Below are 24,529 nucleotides of genomic sequence, written 5' to 3' on the forward strand. Positions count from 1 at the left end.
TGGGCAAAAAGAATGGGTGGGATGATCTTCCCACCCTTCTTGCTTATTCAGCATCTTGTTCCATACTTTTTTATACTTTACTTTTTTTATTTGTTCTTAATTTGTTATTCTCTCCCTTGGCACCAACCGGGGTCTCAGATCTCCGGCGCAAAGAGTTTCACCGGGATGCCGACCAGGGCGCTGACCTTCGCGTCGATCTTTGCTTCTTCCGCTTGGGCGAAGGCACGGAGGGCGGCCGCGGCGGCGCGGGCTTTGTCCAAACCCAGATTGCCGGTGGTGCCGGTGTAGGTCTTGGCCATAATGGTTGCTTCCGGGTCGCGGGCTTCCAGGCGGTCCAGGTTTAAGCCCACCTCCCGGTAGGCGTCGCGGAAGGGCACGCCTTGGGCCACCAGTTCGAGGGCGGCGTCGGTGGCGTAAATCTCGGGGATGAACCCGGCTTTGAGCTTCTCCGGGTTGACCTTGACCTTCCGGATGCACAGGTCCATAATCTGGACGCAGGCGAGACCGGTATTGGCCCCGCGGAGGAAAGGCTCCTTGGTTTCCTGGAAGTCCCGGTTGTAGCCGGAAGGCAGCGCCTTGATGATGCCTTTGATCTGGAAGGCGCAGGCCGAAACCGTGGCCGCTTTGGCCCGGACCAGTTCCAGGCCGCAGGGGTTTTTCTTCTGCGGCATGATGCTGCTGCCGGAGCAGAGGTTGTCGGGCAAAGTGAAATACTGGAATTCCGGCATGGAGAAGAGGATCAGATCCTGGGCCAGTTTGCTTAAGGTAAGGACTACCTGGTCGACGGCATCCAGGATGATCGACTCCATCTTGCCCCGGCTGTTGTTGGCATACAAGACGTTATTCTGGACCTTGGCAAAGCCGAGGAGGTCGGCGACCAATTCGCGGTCGAGGGGTAAAGGCACTCCGTAGCTGGCGGCCGACCCCAGCGGCGATTGGTTGTTGATCCGGTAGGCGTTCTCGACTAGAAGAAGGTCGTCCAGCAGTTGTTCCGCGTAGGCACCGGCCCAGAGCCCGACGGAGGAGGGCATGGCGATCTGCATGTGGGTCCGCCCCGGCATCGGGACCTTTTGGTGTTCTTCGGCAAAGTTCAGCAGATTATCGACCAGGGTCAAGCCGTGTTCCAGCAGGGCCAGGAGATAACTGCGGGCGTAAAGGCGGGTGGCGACGATCACCTGGTCGTTGCGGGAGCGGCCGGTGTGGATCTTTTTGCCCGCCGCACCGCACTTCTCGGTCAGGGCATTTTCGATTGCCGTATGCCCGTCCTCGTCGCTGCGGGCGATGGGAAAAGCCCCTTGTTCGTGGGCGCGGATAATCGCAACCAGTCCTTCTTTTAAGACGGCCAGCTCCTCCTTGGTCAGGATCCCGATTGTCTCCAGCATGGTGGCGTGGGCCAGGCTGGCCACGCAGTCGGCGTTGAGGAGGTGCTGATCCAGCTCAAAGTCACGGCCGACGGTAAACTGTTCGACGAAGGCGTCCAGTTCGTAATCTTTCTGCCATAGTTTCGTCATTTTTACTCCTCGATTCCTAATTTTTGGTTCCGCTTGGCCAGGATCTCAAAGGGCAGGCCCCGGATCTTGGCGGCGTTGGCGCACCAGCGCTGGTCAAAGCCGGAGGCTTTAATTGACCGGATCTCCGGCGAGAAGAGGGAACTGGGCGGGCTGTCCCGTTCGACAATGATGATGTTTCCTTTGTATAGTTTAACCTTGGTGGTGCCGTTAACCATCTTCTGGCTCTGGGCGATGAAAGCATCCAGGTCTTTTTTGAGCGGGTGGAACCAGGCACCGTGGTAGACCAGGTAAGCCCATTTGGCGTCGACAATCTTTTTGAACTGCCGTTCGTCCTTGGTGAGGCAGGCTCCTTCCAGGTCCTGTTTTACTTTTAAGATCACATGGGCGGCCGGAGCTTCATAGATCTCCCGGCTTTTCAGGTCCATGATCCCGTCTTCAAAAATATCAATCAAGCCAATACCGTTGCGGCCGGCGATGGTGTTCAGCTTGGGAATCAATTCCCCCAGTTTCATCCGTTGCCCGTTTAAGGCCACCGGCACGCCTTCCTCAAAGGTGAGCGTGACGTACTCCGGCTGGTCGGGGGCTTTCTCCGGCGGAGTCAACCACATCCAGATGTGATCAGGGATGGCCTGGTTCAGATCAACCGCTCCGGAAGCAATCGACCGGCACCACATGGTTTTGTCGTCGCCGCCGACGATGAATTCTTCGACCGGGACGCCCCAGTGTTCACAGAGCATCAATTCTTCCTGGCGGGTCAGGTCAAAATCGCGGACGGGCGCGAGGATCTCCAGTTCCGGGGCGAACATTTTAAAGACGTTGTGCATCCGGTACTGGTCATTACCCCGCCCGGTGGAGCCTTCGAGGATGCTGTCGCACCCCAACTCCTGTGCCTTCTTGGCAACCAGCTTGCCGATGAGCTGGCGGGTCATGGAAGTGGAGACCGGATAACCGTTATAGTCGGAGTTGGCCTGGATTGCTTTTTTGAGCCAGACCTCGGTGAATTCTTCTTTGGCGTCGATCAGAATCGGGTCGATCTTGAGTTTTTTGGCCCGCTCGACTCCCATTTGCAACTCTTCATCGCCCTGGCCCACATCGACATTGATGGCGATGATCTCTTCTGCCTTGTAAACCCGGCGGAGGAGTTCAATGCCTAAAGTACTGTCGAGGCCGCCGGAATAGGCGATGGCACACTTTTTGACCTTGGGGATGGGTGTCGCGGCAATCTTATCTAAAATAGCTTCAATCTGAAGGCCCATGCACTTCACTCCTTGATAAATATTTATGCATAATATACCATTAGCAAAAATACTTGTCAAGTAACGAAATGATAACGTATAAAGACAATGAAACGACGATAACTGAATATAAATATAACAATATCATGCATATATATGACGACCAGCCGGTTCAGGCGGCGGCTCTTTTCCCGCGGGGAAGAAAGCGCGCCTGCGGACACGGGCAACGGAAACGATTATTAAAAAACCGCCTTGGCGGCGGTTTTGGTGGGTAATCGCGTCTATTTGAATCAGGACTATGCGTTATGATAATTAATGCGGTCTTATTGTGATCATTGGTTGCTTGTCCGAGAAAATCGAGCGCAATCGGGAGACATTTAAAGCTATCCAGGGACGGCTTAGAGATAATTCAAAGGATTCTGGGTCTTGCCGTTTTTGATGACTTCAAAATGGAGGTGCGGGCCGGTACTGTTTCCGGTGGAACCGACGGCCCCGATCCGCTGCCCGACTTTGACCTGTTGACCGACGCGAACGTCAATCCGGGAAAGATGGGCGTAGCGTGTTCTCAACCCGTTACCATGGTCGATCAGGATACAGTTGCCGTAGCCCCCGTTCCACCCGGCTTCGATGACCCGGCCGTCGGTATAAGCGTAGACCGCGTTGCCGTGGTTGGCCGCGATGTCAAGGCCGTCATGGAAACGTCTTTGGCCGGTGATGGGGTGGATCCGCCAGCCGTAAGCGCTGGAGATTCTTTTCCCCTGCACCACACCGTAGTTTACGCGGCCGCCCCGGACAACGGTGGTTCTCGTCCCGATCCGGACGATGGCATTGACCGGTTCCTTTAAGACGGTTTCTTTGATGGCCTCTAATGTATCTTGGTAACCATTACGGAGAGTAATGTGGTAAACGACTTCCTTCTCGCCTTCAACCCCTGATCTGATAATCTGCTTTTCATGGGCGAACATATTGTTGTTTCTTTGGTACTGAATGGTGAAGGGGACTGTTTCCACCACGGTGTTTTCCAGTTCAATCAGGACATCAAGGACGGGGTTGAACGGGCTGACGACCAGTTTCTCGCCGGGATAGATCCGGTGGGGGTCCACATCCGGATTAAGGATCTCGAGATCGGCGACGGTGATGTTATAGGCGCGGGCTAGGTTCCAGAAGTTGTCCCCCTTTTTGATGGTAATCTCAACCGCTTCGTTCTCAACGGCATAGATTCTTTCCCGGGCATATTCGATGGAATCCAGTTGATCCTTACGGACTTCCGTGGGGACCACCTGGACGTCTTGGACGAAGGAAATCTTTTTTATTTCGGCATGCGGATCAACTTTTGCCAGGAATTGTCTTTGGTAATCGGTGATAATCTCTTCTAGTGCCTTGCGGTCGGCGATGGTGAACCAAACTTCCCCGTCAACCACAAATTGATAGGCCGGCTCTTTTTTTAAGTAGTCGGCCCAACTGATGAGTCCAGGGAAGACGCCGAAGACAAAGATTACAACAAGTAAGATAGCGATTACCCTTTTTAACATTTCATTGCTCACAACCTTTTTGGGAAATTGGCTTCATACAATAATAACGCACAAGCTAGAAGACAGTTTCGAAAAAAGATGCTAAAACCAATTCTAACACAAAAAATACATAAAGTTGAGAGGGGAATTTCTGATATATATGACCACAAATTTCATTTTAGAAGTAGCCGGGCCAAAAAGTCCTTACCGAAAGAAAGGATTTTATAGAAAAACAGCGAATAATTATTACTTCAATTGCCTTCCGGTTCTTTATAAGGCAGGGAAGACGGAAGGATGACTAAATTAATATTGAATTTACGGATGTAACCCCGTTTGGCAACTAAACAGGTTATATCCAGATAAATTAAGGAGGAAGTAGGAGAATGTTTGGAAGTCAAGGGCAGATTCTCTTGGCGATGGGGTCATACATGGCGGTGGTGATCGGGATTGGGATTTACTACGCCAAACGGGCCAGCGCCAGTAGCGACTATTTTTTGATCGGCGGACGAAAGCTGGGGCCATGGGTAACCGCGATGGCGGCGGAGGCCTCGGATATGAGCGGTTGGCTGCTGATGGGTTTGCCGGGGGTGGCCTACTGGTTCGGCTTAAGCGATGCGATTTGGACGGCGATTGGACTGTTGATCGGGACCTATTTAAACTGGTTGTTTGTAGCAAAACGGCTCCGGGGTTATTCCTACGTGGCCGGGGATGCCATTACGATCCCGGATTTTTTCAGTAACCGGTTCAAAGAAGAGAAAAAGGTGCTCATGACCATCTCTTGCTTGTTTATTCTGGTCTTTTTTACGGTTTACGCGTCCAGCTGCTTTGTCACGGTCGGAAAACTGTTCGCTTCCTTATTCAATAGCAACTACGTCTTAATGATGGTTCTCGGGGCTTTGTTTGTGCTCTTCTATACGTTTATCGGCGGTTTTCTCGCCGAGAGTGCTTCCGACTTTATGCAGGGTGTCGTGATGTTTATTTCCTTGACGGTCGTTGTCGTGGGCGGCATCGTGGCGGCGGGCGGTCTCTCGACGGTGGTGGCCAACGCCCGGCAGATCCCTGGGTTCTTTGAGTTTTTCGGGATTGCCCAGCCGGTCGTGGTGGACGGGGTGCAGCAATTGGACGCCGCCGGTCGGCCTTTGTTCGGGGCGGCGGGTCATTATGGCTTTTTGACCGTACTTTCGACCCTCTCCTGGGGGCTGGGGTACTTCGGCATGCCCCAGGTGCTCTTGAAGTTTATGGCGATTGAGAAAACTGAGCAGCTAACCCTCTCCCGCCGGGTAGCCACGTTCTGGTGCACCATTTCGTTGGCGGCCGCCGTGGGGATTGGGATCATCGGGCGGCTGATTTACCCGGCGGCTTTCCTGACGCAAAGCGCGGCGGAGAGGATCTTTATCCTGATGTCCACTGATTTCTTTATTCCCTTATTTGCCGGGTTTGTGATGGCGGGGATCCTGGCGGCGACGATCAGCTCTTCCGATTCCTATTTGCTGATTGCCGCTTCGGCTTTCTCGAAAAATCTTTACCAAGGGATCATGCGGAAGGAGGCCACCGACCGGACGGTGCTGGTGGTCACCAGAATTACCCTCCTGGTGATTTCGGCTTTTGCCATGTTGATTGCTCTTGATGAAAACAGTGTGATCTTTACGATTGTTTCCTTTGCCTGGGCCGGCTTCGGGGCGACCTTTGGCCCGATCATGCTGTTCTCCCTGTTCTGGAAACGAGTCAACCGGGCGGGGGCAATTGCCGGGATGCTCACCGGCGGCCTGACGGTTTTCGTTTGGAAACTGGTGCTCAAGCCGTTGGGCGGGATCTGGGGGATTTATGAACTGTTGCCTGCTTTCCTCCTGTCGTGTGCGGCAATTGTGCTTGTCTCTTTGTTGACCAAGGAACCGTCTCCGGAGATCCAGGCGGAGTTTGAGAAAGTACGGGCTTACGTTTCGTAAAAACTCTGTACAGTCAATTACAGTCAAGGTTGCGTTGCCGGTTGGCCGTGATGCCACTCTGCTCTGTAACGAACAGATAAAGAATGCGGGCATCACCTTGACGACCAGCGGTTGCTTTTATATAATGCTGGTAGAGTGATGTTTGCGGTCCATGGATCGCGCGTCACGCGTCGACAATGAAATATGGTTCCCAATATAATTTAGACAATATGGGTCTAAAGTTTCTACCGAGCAACCGTAAATTGTTCGACTATTGGGAAGAGATACCTGTGTTTGGCCGCCTTTTCCCCATGCCTTGGGGTGAAGGCGGACATGGGCACGGGTGTGATCTTCTGCTGAATTTACGGCGATTGGTGTAAACCAATTGCTTTTTTTAATTTCTCCGCCGGTTGGCGAAACTAAGGGCGGGAAAGCTGCCAACGGGTTTCCAGAGCGGGTCGCTCTTGAGATATTAAAGTGAAAAACAAAAACGGAGGGATTAATGGAAATGGACAAGTTCTTCAAGCTTAAGGAGAACGGAACCACCGTCGGGACTGAGATTGTGGCCGGGCTCACCACCTTCTTTGCCATGTCCTATATTATTTTTGTGAATCCGGGAATGCTCAGTCAAACCGGGATTCCCTGGGGGGCCGTTTTTCTGGCGACGATTATTGCCTCGGTGATCGGAACCTTGGTGATGGGGCTGTTTGCCAACGTGCCTTACGCGCAAGCACCCGGGATGGGCTTGAACGCCTTTTTCACCTACACCGTTGTCTTTGCCATGGGCTTTAATTGGAAGCAAGCCTTAGCGATGGTCTTTATCTGTGGAATTATTAATATCTTAATCACCGTCACCCGGCTGCGGAAAGCGATCATTAAGTCGATTCCGGTAAGCCTCCAGAATGCGATCGGCGGCGGGATTGGGATCTTCATTGCCTACATCGGGGTGAAGAGCGCCGGTCTGCTCAGTTTCACCTCCGACCCCGGGACGTATACCCTTCTGGAGAGCGGTACGGTCATCGCCAACTCCAGTGCGGTCCCGGCTTTAGTGGCTTTAAATAACCCTACTGTGTTGTTGGCCATCATCGGACTGTTCTTAACTATAATTCTGTTGCTCCTCAATGTTAAAGGCGCGATTTTACTGGGGATCATCGGAACAACGGTAATTGGGATCCCCATGGGACTCGTCGATGTTTCGCAAATCGGGGCAACCACCGGTGTCGGTGAGGCCTTCCGTGAACTGGGGACCGTCTTCGGTGCGGCGTTAGGGCGTGAAGGGTTGTTCTCCTTGTTCAACGATCCGGCGAAGATCCCCCTCGTCCTGATGACCATCTTTGCCTTCAGCCTGTCCGATACCTTTGACACCATCGGTACCTTCATCGGGACCGGCCGCCGCAGCGGCATCTTCAGTGCCGAGGATGAAAAGATGATGCACTCCAGTTCCGGTTTTAAATCCAAGATGGACCGGGCCTTGTTTGCTGATGCCATTGCCACCTCCATCGGTTCGCTCTTTGGGACCTCCAACACCACCACTTACGTGGAGAGCGCGGCCGGGATCAGCGCGGGTGGACGCACCGGTTTGACCAGTGTCGTCACAGCCCTTCTCTTCGCTGCCTGCATCTTCTTGGCCCCGGTGGCCGGTCTTGTGCCGGCGGCGGCGACGGCACCGGCGCTCATTGTGGTCGGGATTCTGATGCTCTCCTCCTTCAAGGAGATTAAATGGAGCGAATTGGAAGAGGCGATTCCCGCGTTCTTTGCCGGTATTTTCATGGCCTTCTGCTACAGCATCTCCTACGGGATTGCCACCGGCTTCATCTTCTACCTCCTGGTCAAAATCTGCAAGCGGGAGTTTAAAGAGGTCCATCCGATTTTGCTGGTCTCGACTTTGCTCTTCATCCTGAACTTCATCATCCAGGCCAACATCTAAGGCCTTGTGTGATTGAAACCAGCAGCCATCGCGAAAAAACCCCTGGAACGAAAGGTTCCAGGGGTTTTTGTGTGGGCTAATTTTGCTTATTTTCGGGCTGCTTTCACGGCGGCAATGTACTGAGCGGCCAAAGCGGCCAGTTCATCCCATTTCTTCGCGGCGACCAACTCTTTGTTAACCAGGGCGCCGCCGACCCCGACAAAAATGGCTCCCGCCTTGATAAAGTCACCAACGTTTTCCAAGGTAACCCCGCCGGTGGGCGTCAGCCGTACTTGGGGAAGGGGTCCCAGGACATCTTTGAAATAGGACGGCCCCAACTTGGTGGCGGGGAAGACTTTAACCACATCGGCTCCGGCTTCCCAGGCCCGCAGGATCTCGGTGGGGGTAAAGGCCCCCGGAATACAGATTACACTGTAGCGCCGGCACAATGTCCGGCGGGCAACGGCAGATGCTGGCGATTGGCCGCGGGTTAATGAGTGAACCGAAGATGCTCCTCATTGACGAGCCGTCTTTGGGTTTGTCCCCGCTCCTGGCCCAGCAGGTGCTGGACTTGATCGTTGAAATCAACCGGCAAGGAACCACCATTCTTCTGGTGGAGCAAAACGCGCGCAAGTCTTTGAGCATTGCCGATTATGCCTATGTTTTACAGAAAGGGAAACTGGTGAACGAAGGGACCGGTAAGGAACTGTTGAACAATCCCGCCATTCAAGAAGCTTATCTTGGCGGGCGGTGTTAAGGCTTCACGATGGGAAATTAGTGATAAAGCTTGACGACGGAAAGTTTATTGGCGCAGGGGGATGGTTATGGCTTGGAAAGTCTTAGTGACGCCGCGCACATTCGGGAAGGTGGATCCGGAACCGGTGCGGTTACTGGAAGAGGCGGGCTGCGATCTGGTCCGGAATCCCTTGGACCGGCCACTGACCGAGGAGGAGCTGCTGAACCTCGTTACCGACGTTGACGGTATAATTGTCGGTCTGGACCCGGTCACGGCCAACGTCATCGAACAGGCCTCAAAGTTGAAAGTAATCTCCAAGTATGGGGTGGGGATTAACAATATTGATCTGGAGACGGCGGCCAAACGGGGCATCACCGTCACCTACACCCCGGGGGCCAACAGCGCCGCCGTGGCGGAACTGGCTTTAGGCTTGATGCTGAATGTAGCCCGGCAGATCGCCACTTCCGACCGGAAACTAAGAAGCGGGGAGTGGGGACGCTACTCCGGAGTCGAGCTTGGCGGGAAGACCGTCGGAATTGTGGGTACCGGCCGGATCGGCCGGGAGTTGGCTGCCCGGGTGAAGGGGTTTATGAGGATCATCTGCTTTGACCTGTATCCGGATCAGGCGTGGGCGAGGGAGACCGGGGCCGAGTACCTAAGCTTACCCGAAGTTTTAGCCCAAGCCGATTTCATCAGTCTGCACCTGCCGCTCACCCCAGAGACCCACCACCTGATCGGCCAAAAAGAGCTCGCGCTGATGAAACCGGACGCCATTATCATCAATACGGCGCGGGGGGGGCGTCATCAATGAAGAAGCGCTCTACCAAGCGCTGGTGAATAAGACGATTGCCGGTGCCGGGCTGGATGTTTTCGAGACCGAACCTTTGCCGGAGGATTCGCCCCTGCGGCGCCTGGACAATGTGGTCTTAACTTCCCATATTGGCGCCCATACTAGAGAGGCGCAGAACAAGATGGGGTGTATCGCCGCGCAAAACCTGATCCGGGTTTTGCAGGGCGAAGAACCATTGTTTGTGGCTGGGCCAACGGTTTGAAGTGGCGGCGTTGTATCCGCTGGAGAAAGGACGGGAGAGAGCAATGCGGGCCGATCTGGGGTTAATCGGTTTGGGTGTGATGGGGCGGAATTTGAGTTTGAACCTTGCCCATCACGGCTTTACGGTGGCGGTCTATGACCGGAGCAGTGACCGGGTCGGGCAGCTTTTACAGGAGCCGGCCGACGGCCGCGCAGAGATCGTGGGGACGGGTTCCCTACCGGAATTGGTGGCCGCTTTAAAAAGGCCCCGGAAGATCCTGCTCCTGATCCCGGCGGGGCCGGGGGTTGACCAAGTCATTGCTGCTCTGCTCTCCTATCTTGAACCGGGCGACATCGTGATCGACGGCGGAAACTCTCACTATAAAGAGACAAACCGGCGCGGGCGGATGCTGGAAGCGATGGGCCTTTCTTATTTGGGAGTAGGCATCTCCGGCGGAGCGGAAGGTGCCTTGCGGGGGCCCAGTCTGATGGTGGGCGGGTCCCGACGGGCTTGGGAGTTAACCCGGGATCTGTTCATGAAGATCGCAGCCCGGGTCGAGGCCACGCCCTGCTGTGCTTACGTGGGACCGGAGGGGGCCGGCCATTTTGTCAAGATGGTGCACAACGGAATTGAGTACGGTGATATGCAGCTTATTGGCGAAGTTTATCTCCTCCTCCGCGAACTGCTGGGCTTCAGCGCCGCGGAGACCGGAGCGGTCTTCCGGGAATGGAACAACGGCGAACTGGGATCTTATTTACTGGAAATCAGTGCGGACATTTTAAATAAAAAAGATGCGGCGACCGGAAACCCGATCGTCGAGGTGATCGCGGACCGGGCCGACCAGAAGGGTACCGGGCAATGGGCTGCCCAGGCGGCCTTTGAATTGGGGGTTAGCGTGCCAACAATCAACGCGGCCGTCGGGGCCCGTTTTCTTTCCGCGTTAAAGGAAGAGCGGATCAAGGCCAGTGAAGAGCTGACTTGGGTGGCACCCCGTTACGAAGGAGACCCGGCGGAGCTGTTGCCGGCGGCCCGCGCCGCCCTGTATGCCGCAAGAATCTGCACTTACGCCCAGGGTTTCGCTTTACTCAAGGCGGCTGCGGCGGCCTACCGGTGGGAGCTTGACGGCGGCACCATCGCCCAGTTGTGGCGGGGTGGCTGTATCATCAGGGCCAAGCTTTTAACGGGGGTCAAGGAAGCCTTTGCCGGCGAACCGGAGCTGCCCAACCTGTTAATGGCTCCTTACTTTAAAAAAGAAATTGAAGCGGCGCAGAGCGGGTGGCGGCGGATCGTTGGTCTCGCGGCGCAACAGGGCATTCCGGTACCGGCCATTAGTTCCGCTTTGGCTTATTTTGATTCCTACCGGCGGTCTTTTCTCCCGGCCAACCTTGTCCAAGCGCAGCGCGATTACTTCGGGGCCCATGGCTACGAGCGGCTGGACCGCCCCGGAACCTTCCACACGGACTGGCAGACCAAGGAAGAGACTGTGCATAGCAAGCCGCTTCAACGATAGAGCAAATTATTGGAGGTGCTAAGGAATGGAAGTAAGGAATTTGTTCGATATCAAAGGTAAAGCCATCGTGATTACCGGTGCGGCCGGTGTCCTCTGCGGCGAAATGGCGCGTGCCTTGGCCCGGGCCGGTGCGCGGGTGGCGGTATTGGACCTGAATGGGGAGAAAGCCCAAGCCTTGGCGGCGGAGATCCGGGCGGCCGGCGGCGAAGCGATTGGGGTTATGGTCAATGTTTTGGAGAAACCATCCCTGGAGAAAGCCCGGGACGTGGTCCTCGAGGAGTTTGGCAAGGTCGATGTTTTGATCAACGGGGCCGGCGGGAACAAAAAAGAAGCCACCGCCGATGAGCGGCAGCCCTTCTTTGACCTTCCCCCGGCGGCGATCCAGTGGGTTTTCGATCTGAACTTCATCGGTTCGGTCCTGCCGACCCAAGTCTTCGGGAAGGTGATGGCGGAACAAGGAGAGGGGGTCATCATCAATATCTCTTCGATGGCGTCCTACCGGCCGTTGACCAAGACCATCTCATATTCGGCGGCCAAAGCAGCGATTAACAACTTTACCCAGTGGATGGCGGTGCATTTCAACCAGAATTATTCCACCAACATCCGGGTCAATGCCATTGCCCCCGGCTTTTTCCTGACGGAACAGAACCGTTTCCTTTTGACGGATGAGAAGACCGGTGAACCCACCACCCGTGGGAAACAAGTTTTGGCCCATACACCCATGGGGCGTTACGGGACGCCGGAGGATCTGATCGGAACAGTCATCTGGTTAATCTCGGACGGCGCCAAGTTTGTGAACGGCGCGGTCATTCCGGTGGACGGCGGTTTTATGGCCTACGCCGGCGTGTAAGGCGCCACGCGCCAAAAGTTAAGGAAATAGGGGAATTTGGTGATCAAAAATGAATGTCATCGGTTTAGAGGTCAGTACTTCCGCGGCGAAATGTATCCTTTATAATGCGGAAACGGGGATTGTCGATTCGGTTTCCCAGCCCTACCCGGCCGAGGTCGCGGATATCGTCTCCCAGGACCCGGAGGGGATCTTCCAGGCGGCGCTGGCTGTTTTGCGGGCGATTGTGCAGCGTAACGACCGCCCGGTAGCGGCGATCGGGTTGAGTGGGACCTGGCACAGTCTGCTCTACCTTGACCGCCACCGGCAACCGGTGGGGCGGATCAAAACCTGGGCGGATGTCACCGCCACGGAAACCGTGGAAGCGCTCAAGGCGGAGCCGGATTTTTATCGGGAGTTCTACCATAAAACCGGCTGCGTCCTGCATGCCCTTTATCCCATCTGGAAGCTTTATCACGACAAGAAAACGAACCCGGAGGCGTTCCGGGTTGTTGTATATCTTTCTTCCCAGATCGAGTGCTTGTTCGAAAGACTCACCGGGGGACAGGCGGTCTCCAGGTGTACCGCCTCCGGTTCGGGTTTCTTCAATATTCATACACTGGACTGGGACGACGAGCTGCTGGCTTTGGCGGGCGTGAAAAGATCAATGTTCGCCGAGTTAACCGAGGCGACCTTTACCCTTCCTTTAGCCCCGGCGATTGCCCGCGCGGTCGGGTTGCCGGCGGGGATTCCGGTGACGGTCGGGGCCGCGGACGGGGCATTGAATCAGGTTGGGATCGGTGGAGCCCGGGAAGGGATCATGTCTTTTTCGGTCGGAACCAGTGCGGCCCTGCGTTTGGTGAAACCCGCACCGCAACTGGCCGATGACCCGAGCACGTGGTGCTACTATCTCTATAATGGAAAGCGGATCATCGGGGCCGCCACCCACAGTGGAAATGTCCTTAGTTGGTTTGCCGAACGCTTTTTCTTTGACCGGAAAGGGAAAACTTACTCCCTGCAGGATTACGACCAATTTGCCGCGGCGATTGAACCGGAGAAAGCCCCTTATTTTCTCCCCTTTTTATACGGTGAGCGTTGCCCCGGATGGCAAGGGAAGCGGCGCGGGGGTTTTCTGGAAATTTCTCCACAACATAATGAGGCCCATCTGTATTATGCTATTTTGGAAGGAATTCTGTTTAATCTTTACCACTGTTACACGATCCTCGCAAGTTTGGGGGGCCAACCGGCCAAGGTTTTGCTCTCGGGGGGAATCATTAAGTCGCCGTTTTGGCGGCAAATGGCCGCCGACATCTTCCAGCGGGATCTCCTGGTGACCGGTGTTGTTGATGAATCCACGGTGGGCGGGGCTTTATTTGCTTTGCAAGCCGGCGGGGGGATTGGTCAGGTTGAGGATTATGCCGTGGAACCCACCCGCGTGCTCAGCCCGCGTTCCGATAAAGTTGATGTTTATCGCAAGCGGTTTGCCAAGTACCTGCAATTATACGAAGCGAGCCGGCCGTGAACGGACGGCCGGTACCATTTAGCCTCGGTTAGGTAATGGCGGTTAAAAGCAATCATCCTTACGAGCAACGAGTGACCATCGACGAGCGATGAAAGGGATGGTCGAAAGAATTGGTCCAAAGAAAGGAGGCCCGCGCATGGAAGCGATCAAAATTACCGGAGAAGACATCACTGAACAGCAGATCAAGGAGAGTCTTTATTCCTGGTTGCGCAGTTATCCGGTTCCCTTGCGAAAGATCCTGCTCTTGCCACCCGATTATACCAGGGCCCATTCGCTGGCCGGGTTGATTACGCGTTTAATCTATACCTTCCTTACCCCCACCTGTCAGGTGGATATTATGCCCGCCTTAGGGACCCACGAGCCGATGAGTACGGATCAAAAGCGAAAGATGTTCGGACCGGAGATTCCTTTGGACTGTTTTCATGTCCATGACTGGCGGAATGATATCGTGAAGATCGGCCAGATCCCCGGCAGCTTGGTGGCCGAAGTTTCCGGGGGGCGCCTTGATTTCGCCATCGACGTGGAGATCAACCGGCGATTATTGGATAGATCATATGATCTGATCCTCTCCATTGGCCAGGTGGTTCCCCACGAGGTGGTGGGGATGGCCAATTACACCAAGAATATCCTGGTAGGTTGCGGCGGAAAGACAATTATTGACAAATCCCACTTTTTGGGGGCGGTCTGCGGCATGGAGGCCCTGATGGGGCGGGATCATAGCCCCGTCCGTCAGATCTTCGATTATGCGGAGACCCATTTTTTACAGGAGATCCCCCTGGCTTATATTTTGACGGTGACCACCACCCAACAGGAGCAGACGAAATTAAACGGGTTGTTTATCGGCCGCGAAAGGCATGTCTTCGAGGCGGCCGTGGCGGAAAGCCAAAAACGCAACCTGGATTTGCTGGATGAACCACTGAAAAAGGTCGTCTATCTTGACCCGCATGAGTTCAAGAGCACTTGGTTGGGGAACAAGGCGATTTACCGCACCAGGATGGCCATGGCCGACGGGGGCGAACTCTATATTATTGCGCCCGGGCTGCGCCATTTTGGAGAAGACAAGGTGTTTGACCGGATCATCCGTAAATACGGCTACATCGGTACCCCCCGGATTTTGGAGCTGGTGCGGACCGAAGCGGATCTGCAAGATAACTTGTCGGCGGCGGCCCATTTGATCCATGGTTCTTCCGAAGGGCGCTTCCGGATTACCTACGCGCCGGGACACGTGAGTAAAGAAGAGATCGAAGGGGTTAACTTTAACTATCTGCCCCTGGCGGAGGCGGAAGAACGTTTTGACTATATGAAGCTGCGCGACGGGTTCAACCGGCTGCCGAACGGGGAAGAAGTCTTCTTTATCAGTAATCCAGCTTTGGGATTGTGGGCGTTGAAAAAGAATTTTCAAGGCTAGAAGAAGAACAAAGGTTGCCAAGGAATGTTTTATTTTTAAGAAAAACCGCTGACCGGAAGCGTCGGCGGTTTTTTTGTTTAATAAACCGGCTTTCTTTTACCCATACTGCTAGGAGAGGCTTTACATTCGAATTTAACCGGAGGGAAAAAAGTGAAGATTCTTTTGGTTTATCCCCAATTCCCGGCGACCTTTTGGAGTTTTAAGCATGCGCTGCGGTTTATCAACAAGAAAGCGGCCCATCCGCCGTTGGGTCTTTTGACCGTGGCCGGATTATTGCCACGGGAGTGGCAGTTGAAATTGGTGGATGAAAATGTGACCGTACTGAATGATGCCGATTTAGCTTGGGCCGACTATGTTTTTATTAGCGCCATGGCCGTGCAGCAAGAGAGTGTCCGGCGGATCCTCGCCCGTTGCCAACGGCTGGGAAAAAAGACGGTGGCCGGCGGGCCGCTCTTCACCGTGAGCTGGGAGGAATACCCCGAGGTTGACCACTTGGTTTTGGGAGAAGCCGAGGTCACGCTGCCCCGTTTCCTCACGGACCTGGCGGCGGGCAGGCCGCAGCATCTGTACCAGGCGGCACCGGGGGAGTGGGCGGATTTAAGGACAACGCCCTTGCCCCGCTGGGACCTGCTGGCGATGGAGAAGTACAACGCCATGAGTCTGCAGTATTCCCGCGGTTGCCCTTTTAGTTGTGATTTCTGCGATATTTCCCTGCTTTACGGGGAGAAACCACGGACGAAAAGCAAAGAACAGGTCTTGGCGGAGCTGGAACACCTCTACCGGCACGGCTGGCGGGGCGGGGTGTTTATGGTCGACGATAATTTCATCGGCAATAAAAAAGCCCTCAAGGAAGAGATTCTGCCGGCGATGGCCCGGTGGCTGAAGGAGCGCGGGTACCCCTTTACCTTTAACACGCAGGCCTCGATTAACCTGGCGGATGACGACGAATTGCTGGAAGCCATGGTTCGGGTGGGGTTTGAATCGGTCTTTATCGGGATCGAGACCCCCCATGAAGGGAGCCTGACGGAGTGTAATAAACACCAGAATAAAAACCGGAATCTCCTGGCTGCGGTAAGGAAGATCCAGCGTGCCGGGCTGCAAGTGCAAGGCGGGTTTATCCTCGGCTTTGACGAGGACCCGCCGACCATTTTCGACCGGCAGATTGAATTTATCCAGGAGAGCGGGATTGTCACCGCCATGGTTGGACTCTTGAATGTGCTTAAAGGAACCAAATTGTACCAGCGGATGGCGGCGGAAGGGCGGATTCTGAGCGACAGTACGGGGAACAACACCGACCGGCAGCTTAACTTCGAACCCAAAATGCCCCGGAAGAAACTGCTGGCCGGTTACCGGCGGGTGACGGCCACCCTCTATTCGCCCAAGTTTTTTTACCGGCGGGTGATCGCTTTTCTTAAGGCGTATAACCCGCCCCGGGGCCGGAAACTCCACCTCCGCCTATATCACCTGAGCGCCTTTGTGAAAGCCATATTTTGGTTGGGGTTCTGGGACCGGAGCCGCTGGTATTTCTGGCGCCTGCTCGGTTGGTCACTGCTGAAGAAACCGCGGGTCTTTCCCCTGGCGGTGACCTGCTCGATTTACGGCTACCATTTTCGCCGTTTCTTCCTGGAAGAGGCGGAGCCGGTCCCGGTGCCGTTGGCGGCCCCCGACACCACACCGGTTTGAACCTTTCTCCGTTGTTCCGGTGGCAACCGGTTTCCATCGCCGGCGGACCGGGTGGGATTATCTCTTGCGGTGATTATCTTGGCGTAATCTAAAGTTTGGCTTCGTTTGCAAGCGGGCTACGCTTTCGGTTTGCCTGAACCAAAAGCGGTGTGCGACCTCCATGTCGCCCGGCCCGCTTTCAATTTGCACTTTGCGAAGAATTCTTTTACCTAGTAATTCAAGCCGGGGGGACGTGAAGGGAAAGGAGTATTAACCGGAAAGGAATTGGCGGCAAAAACGCGAATTAAACTGGGTTAGCTAAAGTTAAGAAGAGGAGCCTCGGTTGACCGTGGGAGAGGGGGACGCCCGATGAAAAAAAGATGTTCCTGGTGTGAGCAGGACGAACTTTACCGCCGCTATCATGATGAGGAATGGGGGGTTCCGGTTTACGACGACCGGAAGCACTTTGAATTTATGGTCCTCGAATCGGCCCAGGCGGGTTTGAGTTGGTTGACCATCCTGCGCAAAAGGGAGGCCTACCGGGCGGCATACGCTGGCTTTGACCCTAAGGTGGTGGCCGCTTTTAGCGAAGCCCGGATCAAGGAACTGCTGCAAAATCCGGGGCTGGTGCGCAACGAGAAAAAAATAAGGACTTCGATTAATAACGCCCAGCGTTTTCTGGAGGTCCAGCAAGAATTCGGGAGTTTTAGCAACTACCTTTGGGCCTTCGTCGGACACCGGCCGGTGGTCAACGCCTGGCGGCAGGAGCGGGAAATACCCGCCCAAACTGACCTCTCCGTCGCGATCAGTAAAGATCTGAAGCGGCGTGGGTTTCAATTTCTCGGGCCGGTCATTATCTATTCCCATTTGCAAGCAACCGGGCTGGTCAATGACCATGTGGTCGACTGTTTCCGGTACCGGGAGATTATCAACCAGGAACAACATCCGGTGCGGCGGCAAGACCACTGATGAAGGAAGGGAGCAAAAATTGCGCGCGGAGATCATCTCTGTTGGCACCGAATTATTACTGGGCGAGATTGTCGATACGAATGCGGCCTTTCTTTCGCAGGAACTGGCCGCGTTGGGGATTGAACTGTACCACCGGACCACGGTGGGGGATAATGCCGGGCGGCTGAAACAGGCGCTGACGGAGGCGCTTGCCCGGGTGGATTTGGTGATCACCAGCGGCGGGTTGGGACCGACGGATGACGACTTGACCAAGGAGACGGTGGCCGAGGTACTGGGTTTGCCTTTGGTCTTACACCAGCCTTCCTTGGCCTGGATCGAGGAATACTTTGCCAAGACGGGGCGGTGCATGCCGGAGAACAATTATAAACAGGCTTTGATCCCGGCGGGTGGCGAGGCGCTGCCGAACCGGAAAGGGACGGCCCCCGGGGTGTCCGTCCGGAAAGAAGGAAAATGGGTGATCTGTTTGCCGGGCCCGCCCCAGGAGTTATGCCCGATGTTCCGCGAGTATGTCCGCCCGCTTCTGGCGGCTGAAAGCCGGGGGGTAATCCGCTCCCGGGTCCTGCGCCTTTGTGGGATTGGTGAGAGTGCCTTGGCGAAAGAGATCGCCGATCTCCTGGCCAACCAAACCAACCCCACCCTTGCCCCGCTGGCCTCCGAGGGGGAAGTCCGGCTGCGGATTACCGCCTTTGCCGAAAGCGTTGCCAAGGCGGAAGCGGCCATTGCCGACCTGGAGCAAAAGCTTCGGGCCAGGTTGGGCCAGATGATTTACGGGGTGGACGATGAGACCTTGGAAGCGGTTGTCGTCGGCCTTCTAAGACAGCGCGGCGAGACCCTGGCGGTGGCCGAATCTTGTACCGGTGGGCTTTTGGCCAACCGGATTACGGATGTGCCGGGTGCGTCCACCGTTTTCGACCGGGGAGTAGTGGTCTACAGCAACCGGGCCAAAGAAGAACTGCTGGGCGTTCCGGCAGCGGTGATTGAACAGGTGGGAGCGGTCAGCCCTGAAGTGGCTACTTTGATGGCCCGGGGGGTCCGCGACCGGACAGGGAGTGACTGGGGGATCGGGATCACCGGGATTGCCGGCCCCGGTGGCGGGACGGCGGAAAAACCGGTGGGACTGGTCTACTTTGCCCTGGCCGGACCCGGCGTCAACCTGGTACGGGAGGCCCGCTTTACCGGCGACCGGCAACAGATTAAGCGCCGGACTACCCAAGCGGTTTTGGACCTGTTACGGCGGACACTTTTGGCCGCTCGGGAGTGACCGGTGCGTGGTAAAGATCTTCGCCCGGTATGGTAGAAACTATTGAAACTGTGAACAACAAAGAAATTTTGGTTTTTTCACTTACCGATGAGACAGAATTTGCATCTTTTTGTTATTGAAGGATCTATGACCGGCTTTGGGCCGGTCTTTTTGCGTAAAAATATTCATCAAATCATAATAAAAACTAGGGAGATAATTGGGAAAAAACCTGTAAAAAAAGGAGACTTAGTGTTATTATATACAGAGGGAATTTCTAGACCGAAAAGCGACCGAAACATTTACTTGGCCCCCTTATATCATATATAATGAATTTATTTCCTTTAGTCTGATCAATACTGGGGAGTGAAAGGCATGAAAAGAGTGGGCGTACAAGTACGCGGGATTCGGGCACCGATTCTCAAGGCGGGCGACGATTTGGTCCAGTTTGTCCTGGACGCACTGTGGCGCGCCATGGAAGAGGAAGGTTTCGCCCTGCGGGACCGGGATGTGATTGGGATCACCGAGTCTCTTGTCGCGCGGGCCCAGGGGAACTATGTGACCGTGGACGCGGTGACCGCCGAGTTAAACAAGAAGTTCGGGACCGATGAGATCGGCGTGGTCTTTCCCTTGCTGAGCCGCAACCGTTTTTCGATGTTCTTGAAAGCAATCGCCAAGGGTTTTTCCCGGGTGTACCTTTTACTCAGTTATCCCGCTGATGAAGTGGGGAATCCCCTGATGGACCTGGACCGCATGGAGGAGGCGGGGATCAACCCGTACACCGATCTCTTGACGGAAGATGATTACCGGCGGATCTTCGGGGAGGAAGTGAGACATCCTTATACCGGTATTGATTATGTCCGTTTCTATAAAGAGTTGGGCGTGAACGACAACATCCGGATCTATTTCTCCAATAACCCCCGGGATATTCTGCGTTTTACGAAGAAGGTCCTGACCGCCGATATCCATGCCCGGGCCAGAACGAAACGGATTATCCGGGCGGCCGGGGCCGAGGTGGTTTACGGTTTGGACGAAATCTGTACCGAGCCGGGGGCCGGCGGGTATAATCCGGAGTATGGTTTGCTCGGGGCCAATCTGGCCACCGACAATAAAATAAAACTCTTTCCGCGGGACGGGCAAGTCTATGTCGAGGCCATCCAGCGGGCGATTAAAGAACGGACCGGAAAAAACGTGGAGGTGCTGATCTACGGTGACGGCGCCTATTGCGATCCGGCCGGCCGCATCTGGGAGCTGGCCGATCCGGTCGTGGCGCCGGCTTTCACTTCGGGTCTGGTGGGCATGCCGAATGAAGTGAAGATCAAGTACCTGGCCGATCATCTGCTGGAGGACGGCGCGGTGGTGGAAGAAGAAGTGAAAGCGAGGATCCGCCAAAAACCGGCAGACATGGTGGGGGCCGAGGCTTCCTTAGGGACGACTCCGCGGCGGATCACCGATCTCTTGGGCAGCCTTTGCGATCTGACCAGCGGGAGTGGGGACAAGGGCACACCGATCGTGCTGGTCCAGGGTTATTTTGAGGATTATACTGCCGAGTAGGCGTTTGGGATTTTTCCCAATTTTATGGATAAAAATACATTTAAAATGGGGGAATAACATGATTAAGGTCGCAATTATCGGGGCAACGGGAATCGTTGGCCAGCAGGCGATTGTCGCTTTAGCCAATCATCCTTGGTTTCAAATAACCAAACTGGCGGCTTCGGCCCGTTCGGCGGGGAAGACTTACGCGGAGGCGCTTCGGGAAGCCAACGGCGCTTCGCGCTGGTGGTGCCCGGAGGAGTTACCGGCAAACGTGGCGTCGCTTCCGGTGGAGGATGCGGCTGATTTTGACCCGACGTCGGTCGATCTGATCTTTTCCACCCTGGACGCGAGTGCCGCCAAAGAGTTGGAACCGAAGTGGGCCCGGACCACGCCGGTGGTGAGCACCGCGTCGGCGTTCCGGTATGAAGACGATACGCCGATCCTGATCGGCGGAGTGAATATGGACCACGCCGCCTTAATCAAAGTCCAACAAGAGCGGCGGGGTTGGAAGGGGTTTGTGGTGCCCAAGTCCAACTGCACCATCGCCGGGTTGGTAGTCTCGCTCAAACCGATCCTGGACCATTTCGGGGTCAAACAAGTGATTATGACTTCGTTACAAGCCATGTCCGGAGCGGGACGGAGCCCGGGCCTGTCGGCGATGGATATGACGGAGAACGTGATTCCCTATATTCCCGGGGAGGAACCGAAAGTCGAAACCGAGCCCCAGAAGATCTTGGGGACCTTGGCCGGGGACCGGATTATCCACGCCCCCTTTGGGATTACGGCGACTTGTACCCGGGTTCCGGTCCTGGATGGGCATCTGGTGGTTGTTTTCGTGCAGACGGAAAAACCGTGTACGCCGGAAGAGGCCAAGGAAGTAATGCTTGCTTTCGGGAAGGACTTTTGCCAGCTCGGACTCCCCAGTTCTCCCGCCCAACTGATTGCGGTGACCGATGACCCGTTCCGGCCGCAACCGCGGATGGACCGGGACCGGGGGAACGGGATGACCGTGACCGTTGGCCGGCTGCGGAAGGATCCCATCTTGGAAAACGGCTTGAAGTATGTTTGCTTATCACACAACACGAAACTGGGTGCGGCCAAAGGGGCAATCCAAACAGCCGAGTATTTAGTAAAATATTATTTAAAATGGTTGTAATGGATTGGCGCTTGACCACGGCGTCGAACTGCGGTATAATACTTCTTAATTTAAATCTACCCAATAGATTAAAATGGCGATGAAGAGGCCGTAACCGGGCGCCGTCGGTGGCAGAGAGGAAGGCTCGTGGCTGCAAAGCCTTCCCTGACGGTCGGTGAAGACCACCTCGGAGCAGATGGTTAAAAAAGCCAAACGGGTGACGCCGTTATCGGTCAGCAAGTCGGGTCTTAGACCAAAAAGGGTGGAACCGCGGGCCAAAACCCGTCCCTTACCAGGGACGGGTTTTTTGTTGCGCCGGCTCGAGCCGTTTTGGGGTTGTCCGGCGCCGGACAGGGAAAACGAAGGGGAGGTGAGGATCATCCTTCCGGAGAAGATAATCTGCGCTGGTGGCGTGGTCTTTAAAGACGATAAAATTGTGAGTTTGCGGCGGAAGAACGGGGTGTGGCTCATGCCGAAGGGGCATGTGGAACCCGGTGAAACGCTGGAAGAAACTGCGGTACGTGAGGTCTGGGAGGAAACGGGGTTGGTCGCCCGGGTGGAAGCTCCTTTGGGTGTGACTGAATACAGTTACACGGAAGAGGGGACTTTGTTCCGGAAAAAAGTCTTCTGGTTCTATATGGAAGCCTACGGCGGGGAATTGCAGCCGGAAAAAGAGATGTTTACGGATATTCGCTTACTTGCCTTTAACGAGCTGGGGCTCTTGAGTTTCGAGGCCGACCGGAAGCTGGCGGCCAAGGCTTTTCACCGCTACCGGAAGGACTGCTGTCCGCAGGGTAACCCGCCGGGTTGCGGTCTGTGCGATTAGCTTTTTGATCAGGTTAAGTTTGGAGGAGGATAGGTATGATTAAACTGATGCTACCCGATGGTTCCGAGCGTATGTTTGAAGGCGTGAAAACCGGGAAAGAACTGCTCGCCGGTTTGGAGCCGGAGTTAAAAAAAGAGGTCATTTGTTTGCAGGTGGACGGGGAACTGGCGGATTTGGGCGCGCAGCTTCCTGCCGGGGCGACCGTAGGTTTGGTCCGCCAGGCGGATCCGGCGGCTTTGGAGGTCCTTCGCCACTCGACATCTCATATTATGGCCCAAGCGGTGAAACGGCTTTTTCCCGAAGCGAAACTGGCCATCGGACCGGCGATCGAAAACGGCTTTTACTACGATTTTGACCTGCCGCGGCCGTTGACGCCGGAGGATTTGACCGCGATCGAAGCGGAAATGAAGAAGATTGTGAAGGAAGATTACCCGTTTACCCGGGAGATGGTGAAGAAGGAGGAGGCGCTGGCCCGCTTGAAAGCGGCCGGTGAGATCTACAAGGAAGAGTTGGTGGCGGAGCTGGAGGACGAGGCGGTCAGCTTTTACCAGCAGGGCGAGTTTGTTGATCTCTGCCGCGGGCCCCACCTGCCGTCGACCCGTTACGCCAAGGCTTTTAAGTTGACCAGTATTGCCGGGGCCTACTGGCGGGGCGATTCTTCCCGGCCGATGCTGCAGCGGATTTACGGCACCGCCTTTTTCAGCCGGGAAGAGCTGGAGAACTACTTTAAGTTATTGGAAGAGGCCAAGAAGCGCGACCACCGCAAACTAGGCCGGGAGTTGGACCTCTTCTCCATCGACGAACAGATTGGGGCCGGATTAATCCTCTGGCACCCCAAAGGCGGACGGGTCCGGCGGGTGATCGAGGACTTTTGGCGGGAAGAGCACGTTAAAAACGGCTATGAATTGGTTTACACCCCCCACCTTGGCCGGAGTGTGCTCTGGGAAACCAGCGGGCATTTGGGTTTTTACCAGGAGAACATGTACGGGGGGATGGAGGTTGAGGGGCAAGAGTACCGCATTAAACCGATGAACTGTCCGTTCCACATCGCCATCTACCAAAGCCGGAGCCGGTCCTACCGCGAACTGCCGTTCCGCTGGGCCGAGCTGGGGACGGTTTACCGGTATGAGCGCAGCGGGGTGCTGCACGGCCTTCTCCGGGTGAGAGGGTTTACTCAGGACGACGCCCATATTTTCTGCCGGCCGGACCAGATGCCGGAAGAGATCGACCGGGTACTTGCCTTTTGCTTGAAGATGCTGAAAGCCTTTGGTTTCAATGAATTTAAGCTTTACCTGGCGACCAGGCCGGAGAAGTCGGTTGGGGCGGAGGAACGCTGGGCGGCGGCGACCGAGGCTTTGCGGGCCGCCATCGAAAAGACGGGGCTTCCCTACGAGGTCGACGAGGGCGGCGGTGCTTTTTACGGGCCGAAGATTGACCTGAAGATCAAGGATGCGCTCGGCCGGGAGTGGCAGTGCTCCACCATCCAGTTTGACTTCAACGAGCCGGAACGGTTTGACTTAACCTATAAAGGACCCGACGGCCAGGATCACCAGCCCTATATGATCCACCGGGCTCTCCTCGGTTCCCTGGAGCGCTTCTTCGGAATTTTGGTCGAAAACTACGAAGGGGCTTTCCCCTTGTGGCTGGCTCCGGTTCAAGCCATCGTTCTGCCGGTCTTGCCGGAGAATTTGGAGTATGCCGACGAGATCTACGCCTGGCTCCGTGCGCACGGAATCCGGGCCGAAGTGGATAGCCGGAACGAAAAAATTGGTTACCGGATCCGCGAAGCCCAGATGCAAAAGATCCCTTATATGTTGGTGGTCGGGAGCAAGGAGGCGGAGACTGGACAGGTTGCCGTGCGCGCCAGGCGGGAAGGCGACCTGGGGACCTGGTCCCGGGAAGAGTTACTGGCCAGGTTGCAAGAGGAGATTGCGGCCAAACGGTAGTAAAGCGCGGCCAAACGCCAGGGGAACGGGGTGGCGACCGCGGGTTGGGATAGCTGGCAAAGATCGATAGATCGATCCGGCAAACCGCGCAACTAAA

The 24,529-nt window shown here is 55.5% G+C and carries 19 protein-coding genes, 1 pseudogene, 1 riboswitch and 1 other annotated feature; of the genes and pseudogenes, 16 read left to right on the forward strand and 4 right to left on the reverse strand.

The window, feature by feature from the left end; translation table 11 throughout:
* Positions 1-134: 134 nt before the first annotated feature.
* The 3 genes from argH to G5B42_RS07805 all read right to left on the reverse strand — a co-directional run bounded on the left by argH (position 135) and on the right by G5B42_RS07805 (position 4,278).
* Positions 135-1,511: an argininosuccinate lyase gene (gene argH / locus G5B42_RS07795; protein WP_181339912.1), complete on the reverse strand. Its 1,377-nt coding sequence runs from the start codon at positions 1,509-1,511 to the stop codon at positions 135-137.
* Between the two features lie 2 nt (positions 1,512-1,513).
* The gene (argG, locus tag G5B42_RS07800; RefSeq protein ID WP_181339913.1) at positions 1,514-2,767 is read right to left on the reverse strand and encodes an argininosuccinate synthase; all 1,254 of its coding nucleotides are present in this window, start codon (positions 2,765-2,767) and stop codon (positions 1,514-1,516) included.
* Between the two features lie 377 nt (positions 2,768-3,144).
* Positions 3,145-4,278 carry a M23 family metallopeptidase gene (locus G5B42_RS07805; protein WP_181339914.1) on the reverse strand — a complete coding sequence of 378 codons (1,134 nt, stop codon included), beginning with the start codon at positions 4,276-4,278 and terminating at the stop codon, positions 3,145-3,147.
* Positions 4,279-4,640: 362 nt separating this feature from the next.
* On the opposite strand from G5B42_RS07805, the gene G5B42_RS07810 reads away from it, so the two are divergent.
* Both G5B42_RS07810 and G5B42_RS07815 read left to right on the forward strand, forming a co-directional pair.
* Positions 4,641-6,203: a sodium/proline symporter gene (locus G5B42_RS07810; protein ID WP_181339915.1), complete on the forward strand. Its 1,563-nt coding sequence runs from the start codon at positions 4,641-4,643 to the stop codon at positions 6,201-6,203.
* Between the two features lie 171 nt (positions 6,204-6,374).
* Positions 6,375-6,476, forward strand: a riboswitch (purine riboswitch).
* Positions 6,477-6,690: 214 nt separating this feature from the next.
* Positions 6,691-8,109 carry an NCS2 family permease gene (locus G5B42_RS07815; protein WP_181340003.1) on the forward strand — a complete coding sequence of 473 codons (1,419 nt, stop codon included), beginning with the start codon at positions 6,691-6,693 and terminating at the stop codon, positions 8,107-8,109.
* Positions 8,110-8,195: 86 nt separating this feature from the next.
* On the opposite strand, the gene G5B42_RS07820 is transcribed toward G5B42_RS07815, so the two are convergent.
* The gene (locus G5B42_RS07820; protein ID WP_181339916.1) at positions 8,196-8,537 is read right to left on the reverse strand and encodes a bifunctional 4-hydroxy-2-oxoglutarate aldolase/2-dehydro-3-deoxy-phosphogluconate aldolase; all 342 of its coding nucleotides are present in this window, start codon (positions 8,535-8,537) and stop codon (positions 8,196-8,198) included.
* Between G5B42_RS07820 and G5B42_RS07825 the strand changes: the two are divergent.
* The 14 genes and pseudogenes from G5B42_RS07825 to thrS form a co-directional block, all read left to right on the forward strand.
* Positions 8,507-8,845: pseudogene (locus tag G5B42_RS07825) on the forward strand (ATP-binding cassette domain-containing protein); the annotation flags it as partial. The gene G5B42_RS07820 and the pseudogene G5B42_RS07825 sit on opposite strands and share 31 nt — an antisense overlap.
* A 67-nt stretch (positions 8,846-8,912) precedes the next feature.
* Entirely contained in the window at positions 8,913-9,635 is a 723-nt protein-coding gene (locus G5B42_RS07830) for a phosphoglycerate dehydrogenase (RefSeq protein ID WP_331274079.1), read from the forward strand.
* Between the two features lie 22 nt (positions 9,636-9,657).
* The gene (locus G5B42_RS12280) at positions 9,658-9,876 is read left to right on the forward strand and encodes an NAD(P)-dependent oxidoreductase (RefSeq protein WP_331274081.1); all 219 of its coding nucleotides are present in this window, start codon (positions 9,658-9,660) and stop codon (positions 9,874-9,876) included.
* 43 nt (positions 9,877-9,919) lie between these two features.
* Positions 9,920-11,365, forward strand: a complete 1,446-nt coding sequence (gndA, locus tag G5B42_RS07835; protein WP_181340004.1) for an NADP-dependent phosphogluconate dehydrogenase — start codon at positions 9,920-9,922, stop codon at positions 11,363-11,365.
* A gap of 25 nt (positions 11,366-11,390) precedes the next feature.
* The gene (locus G5B42_RS07840) at positions 11,391-12,215 is read left to right on the forward strand and encodes an SDR family oxidoreductase (RefSeq protein WP_181339918.1); all 825 of its coding nucleotides are present in this window, start codon (positions 11,391-11,393) and stop codon (positions 12,213-12,215) included.
* A 49-nt stretch (positions 12,216-12,264) separates the two neighbouring features.
* On the forward strand, positions 12,265-13,713 hold the full coding sequence (locus G5B42_RS07845) for a gluconokinase (RefSeq protein ID WP_181339919.1): 1,449 nt from the start codon (positions 12,265-12,267) through the stop codon (positions 13,711-13,713).
* Positions 13,714-13,849: 136 nt separating this feature from the next.
* Positions 13,850-15,121, forward strand: coding sequence for a lactate racemase domain-containing protein (locus G5B42_RS07850; protein WP_181339920.1), 1,272 nt, complete (start codon positions 13,850-13,852; stop codon positions 15,119-15,121).
* Between the two features lie 150 nt (positions 15,122-15,271).
* Positions 15,272-16,804 (forward strand): B12-binding domain-containing radical SAM protein, encoded by a 1,533-nt coding sequence (locus G5B42_RS07855; RefSeq protein WP_181339921.1) that lies wholly within the window; start codon positions 15,272-15,274, stop codon positions 16,802-16,804.
* A 348-nt stretch (positions 16,805-17,152) separates the two neighbouring features.
* On the forward strand, positions 17,153-17,752 hold the full coding sequence (locus G5B42_RS07860) for a DNA-3-methyladenine glycosylase I (protein ID WP_181339922.1): 600 nt from the start codon (positions 17,153-17,155) through the stop codon (positions 17,750-17,752).
* Between the two features lie 19 nt (positions 17,753-17,771).
* Positions 17,772-19,013: a competence/damage-inducible protein A gene (locus G5B42_RS07865; protein WP_181340005.1), complete on the forward strand. Its 1,242-nt coding sequence runs from the start codon at positions 17,772-17,774 to the stop codon at positions 19,011-19,013.
* A 351-nt stretch (positions 19,014-19,364) separates the two neighbouring features.
* Positions 19,365-20,543, forward strand: coding sequence for a coenzyme F420-0:L-glutamate ligase (locus G5B42_RS07870; RefSeq protein ID WP_181339923.1), 1,179 nt, complete (start codon positions 19,365-19,367; stop codon positions 20,541-20,543).
* A gap of 58 nt (positions 20,544-20,601) precedes the next feature.
* Positions 20,602-21,681: an aspartate-semialdehyde dehydrogenase gene (gene asd / locus G5B42_RS07875; protein WP_181339924.1), complete on the forward strand. Its 1,080-nt coding sequence runs from the start codon at positions 20,602-20,604 to the stop codon at positions 21,679-21,681.
* Between the two features lie 70 nt (positions 21,682-21,751).
* Positions 21,752-21,953, forward strand: a binding site (T-box leader).
* 17 nt (positions 21,954-21,970) lie between these two features.
* A complete protein-coding gene (locus tag G5B42_RS07880; RefSeq protein WP_181339925.1) occupies positions 21,971-22,486 on the forward strand; it encodes an NUDIX hydrolase in 516 nt (171 codons plus the stop codon).
* 35 nt (positions 22,487-22,521) lie between these two features.
* The gene (gene thrS / locus G5B42_RS07885) at positions 22,522-24,432 is read left to right on the forward strand and encodes a threonine--tRNA ligase (RefSeq protein ID WP_181339926.1); all 1,911 of its coding nucleotides are present in this window, start codon (positions 22,522-22,524) and stop codon (positions 24,430-24,432) included.
* The last annotated feature ends 97 nt before the right edge of the window (positions 24,433-24,529 follow it).

The organism is Capillibacterium thermochitinicola (genome assembly GCF_013664685.1).
Taxonomy (GTDB): Bacteria; Bacillota; UBA4882; order UBA10575; family UBA10575; genus Capillibacterium; species Capillibacterium thermochitinicola.

Excerpts from the sequence above, each read along its gene's own strand:
- G5B42_RS07860 (WP_181339922.1), top strand. The coding sequence starts at position 17,153 with ATGAAAAAAAGATGTTCCTGGTGTGAGCAGGACGAACTTTACCGCCGC.
- G5B42_RS07805 (WP_181339914.1), bottom strand. The coding sequence starts at position 4,278 with ATGTTAAAAAGGGTAATCGCTATCTTACTTGTTGTAATCTTTGTCTTC.
- G5B42_RS07815 (WP_181340003.1), top strand. The coding sequence starts at position 6,691 with ATGGACAAGTTCTTCAAGCTTAAGGAGAACGGAACCACCGTCGGGACT.
- G5B42_RS07850 (WP_181339920.1), top strand. The coding sequence starts at position 13,850 with ATGGAAGCGATCAAAATTACCGGAGAAGACATCACTGAACAGCAGATC.
- argG (WP_181339913.1), bottom strand. The coding sequence starts at position 2,767 with ATGGGCCTTCAGATTGAAGCTATTTTAGATAAGATTGCCGCGACACCC.
- G5B42_RS07810 (WP_181339915.1), top strand. The coding sequence starts at position 4,641 with ATGTTTGGAAGTCAAGGGCAGATTCTCTTGGCGATGGGGTCATACATG.
- G5B42_RS07845 (WP_181339919.1), top strand. The coding sequence starts at position 12,265 with ATGAATGTCATCGGTTTAGAGGTCAGTACTTCCGCGGCGAAATGTATC.
- G5B42_RS07840 (WP_181339918.1), top strand. The coding sequence starts at position 11,391 with ATGGAAGTAAGGAATTTGTTCGATATCAAAGGTAAAGCCATCGTGATT.
- gndA (WP_181340004.1), top strand. The coding sequence starts at position 9,920 with ATGCGGGCCGATCTGGGGTTAATCGGTTTGGGTGTGATGGGGCGGAAT.
- G5B42_RS07870 (WP_181339923.1), top strand. The coding sequence starts at position 19,365 with ATGAAAAGAGTGGGCGTACAAGTACGCGGGATTCGGGCACCGATTCTC.
- G5B42_RS07830 (WP_331274079.1), top strand. The coding sequence starts at position 8,913 with ATGGCTTGGAAAGTCTTAGTGACGCCGCGCACATTCGGGAAGGTGGAT.
- argH (WP_181339912.1), bottom strand. The coding sequence starts at position 1,511 with ATGACGAAACTATGGCAGAAAGATTACGAACTGGACGCCTTCGTCGAA.
- asd (WP_181339924.1), top strand. The coding sequence starts at position 20,602 with ATGATTAAGGTCGCAATTATCGGGGCAACGGGAATCGTTGGCCAGCAG.
- thrS (WP_181339926.1), top strand. The coding sequence starts at position 22,522 with ATGATTAAACTGATGCTACCCGATGGTTCCGAGCGTATGTTTGAAGGC.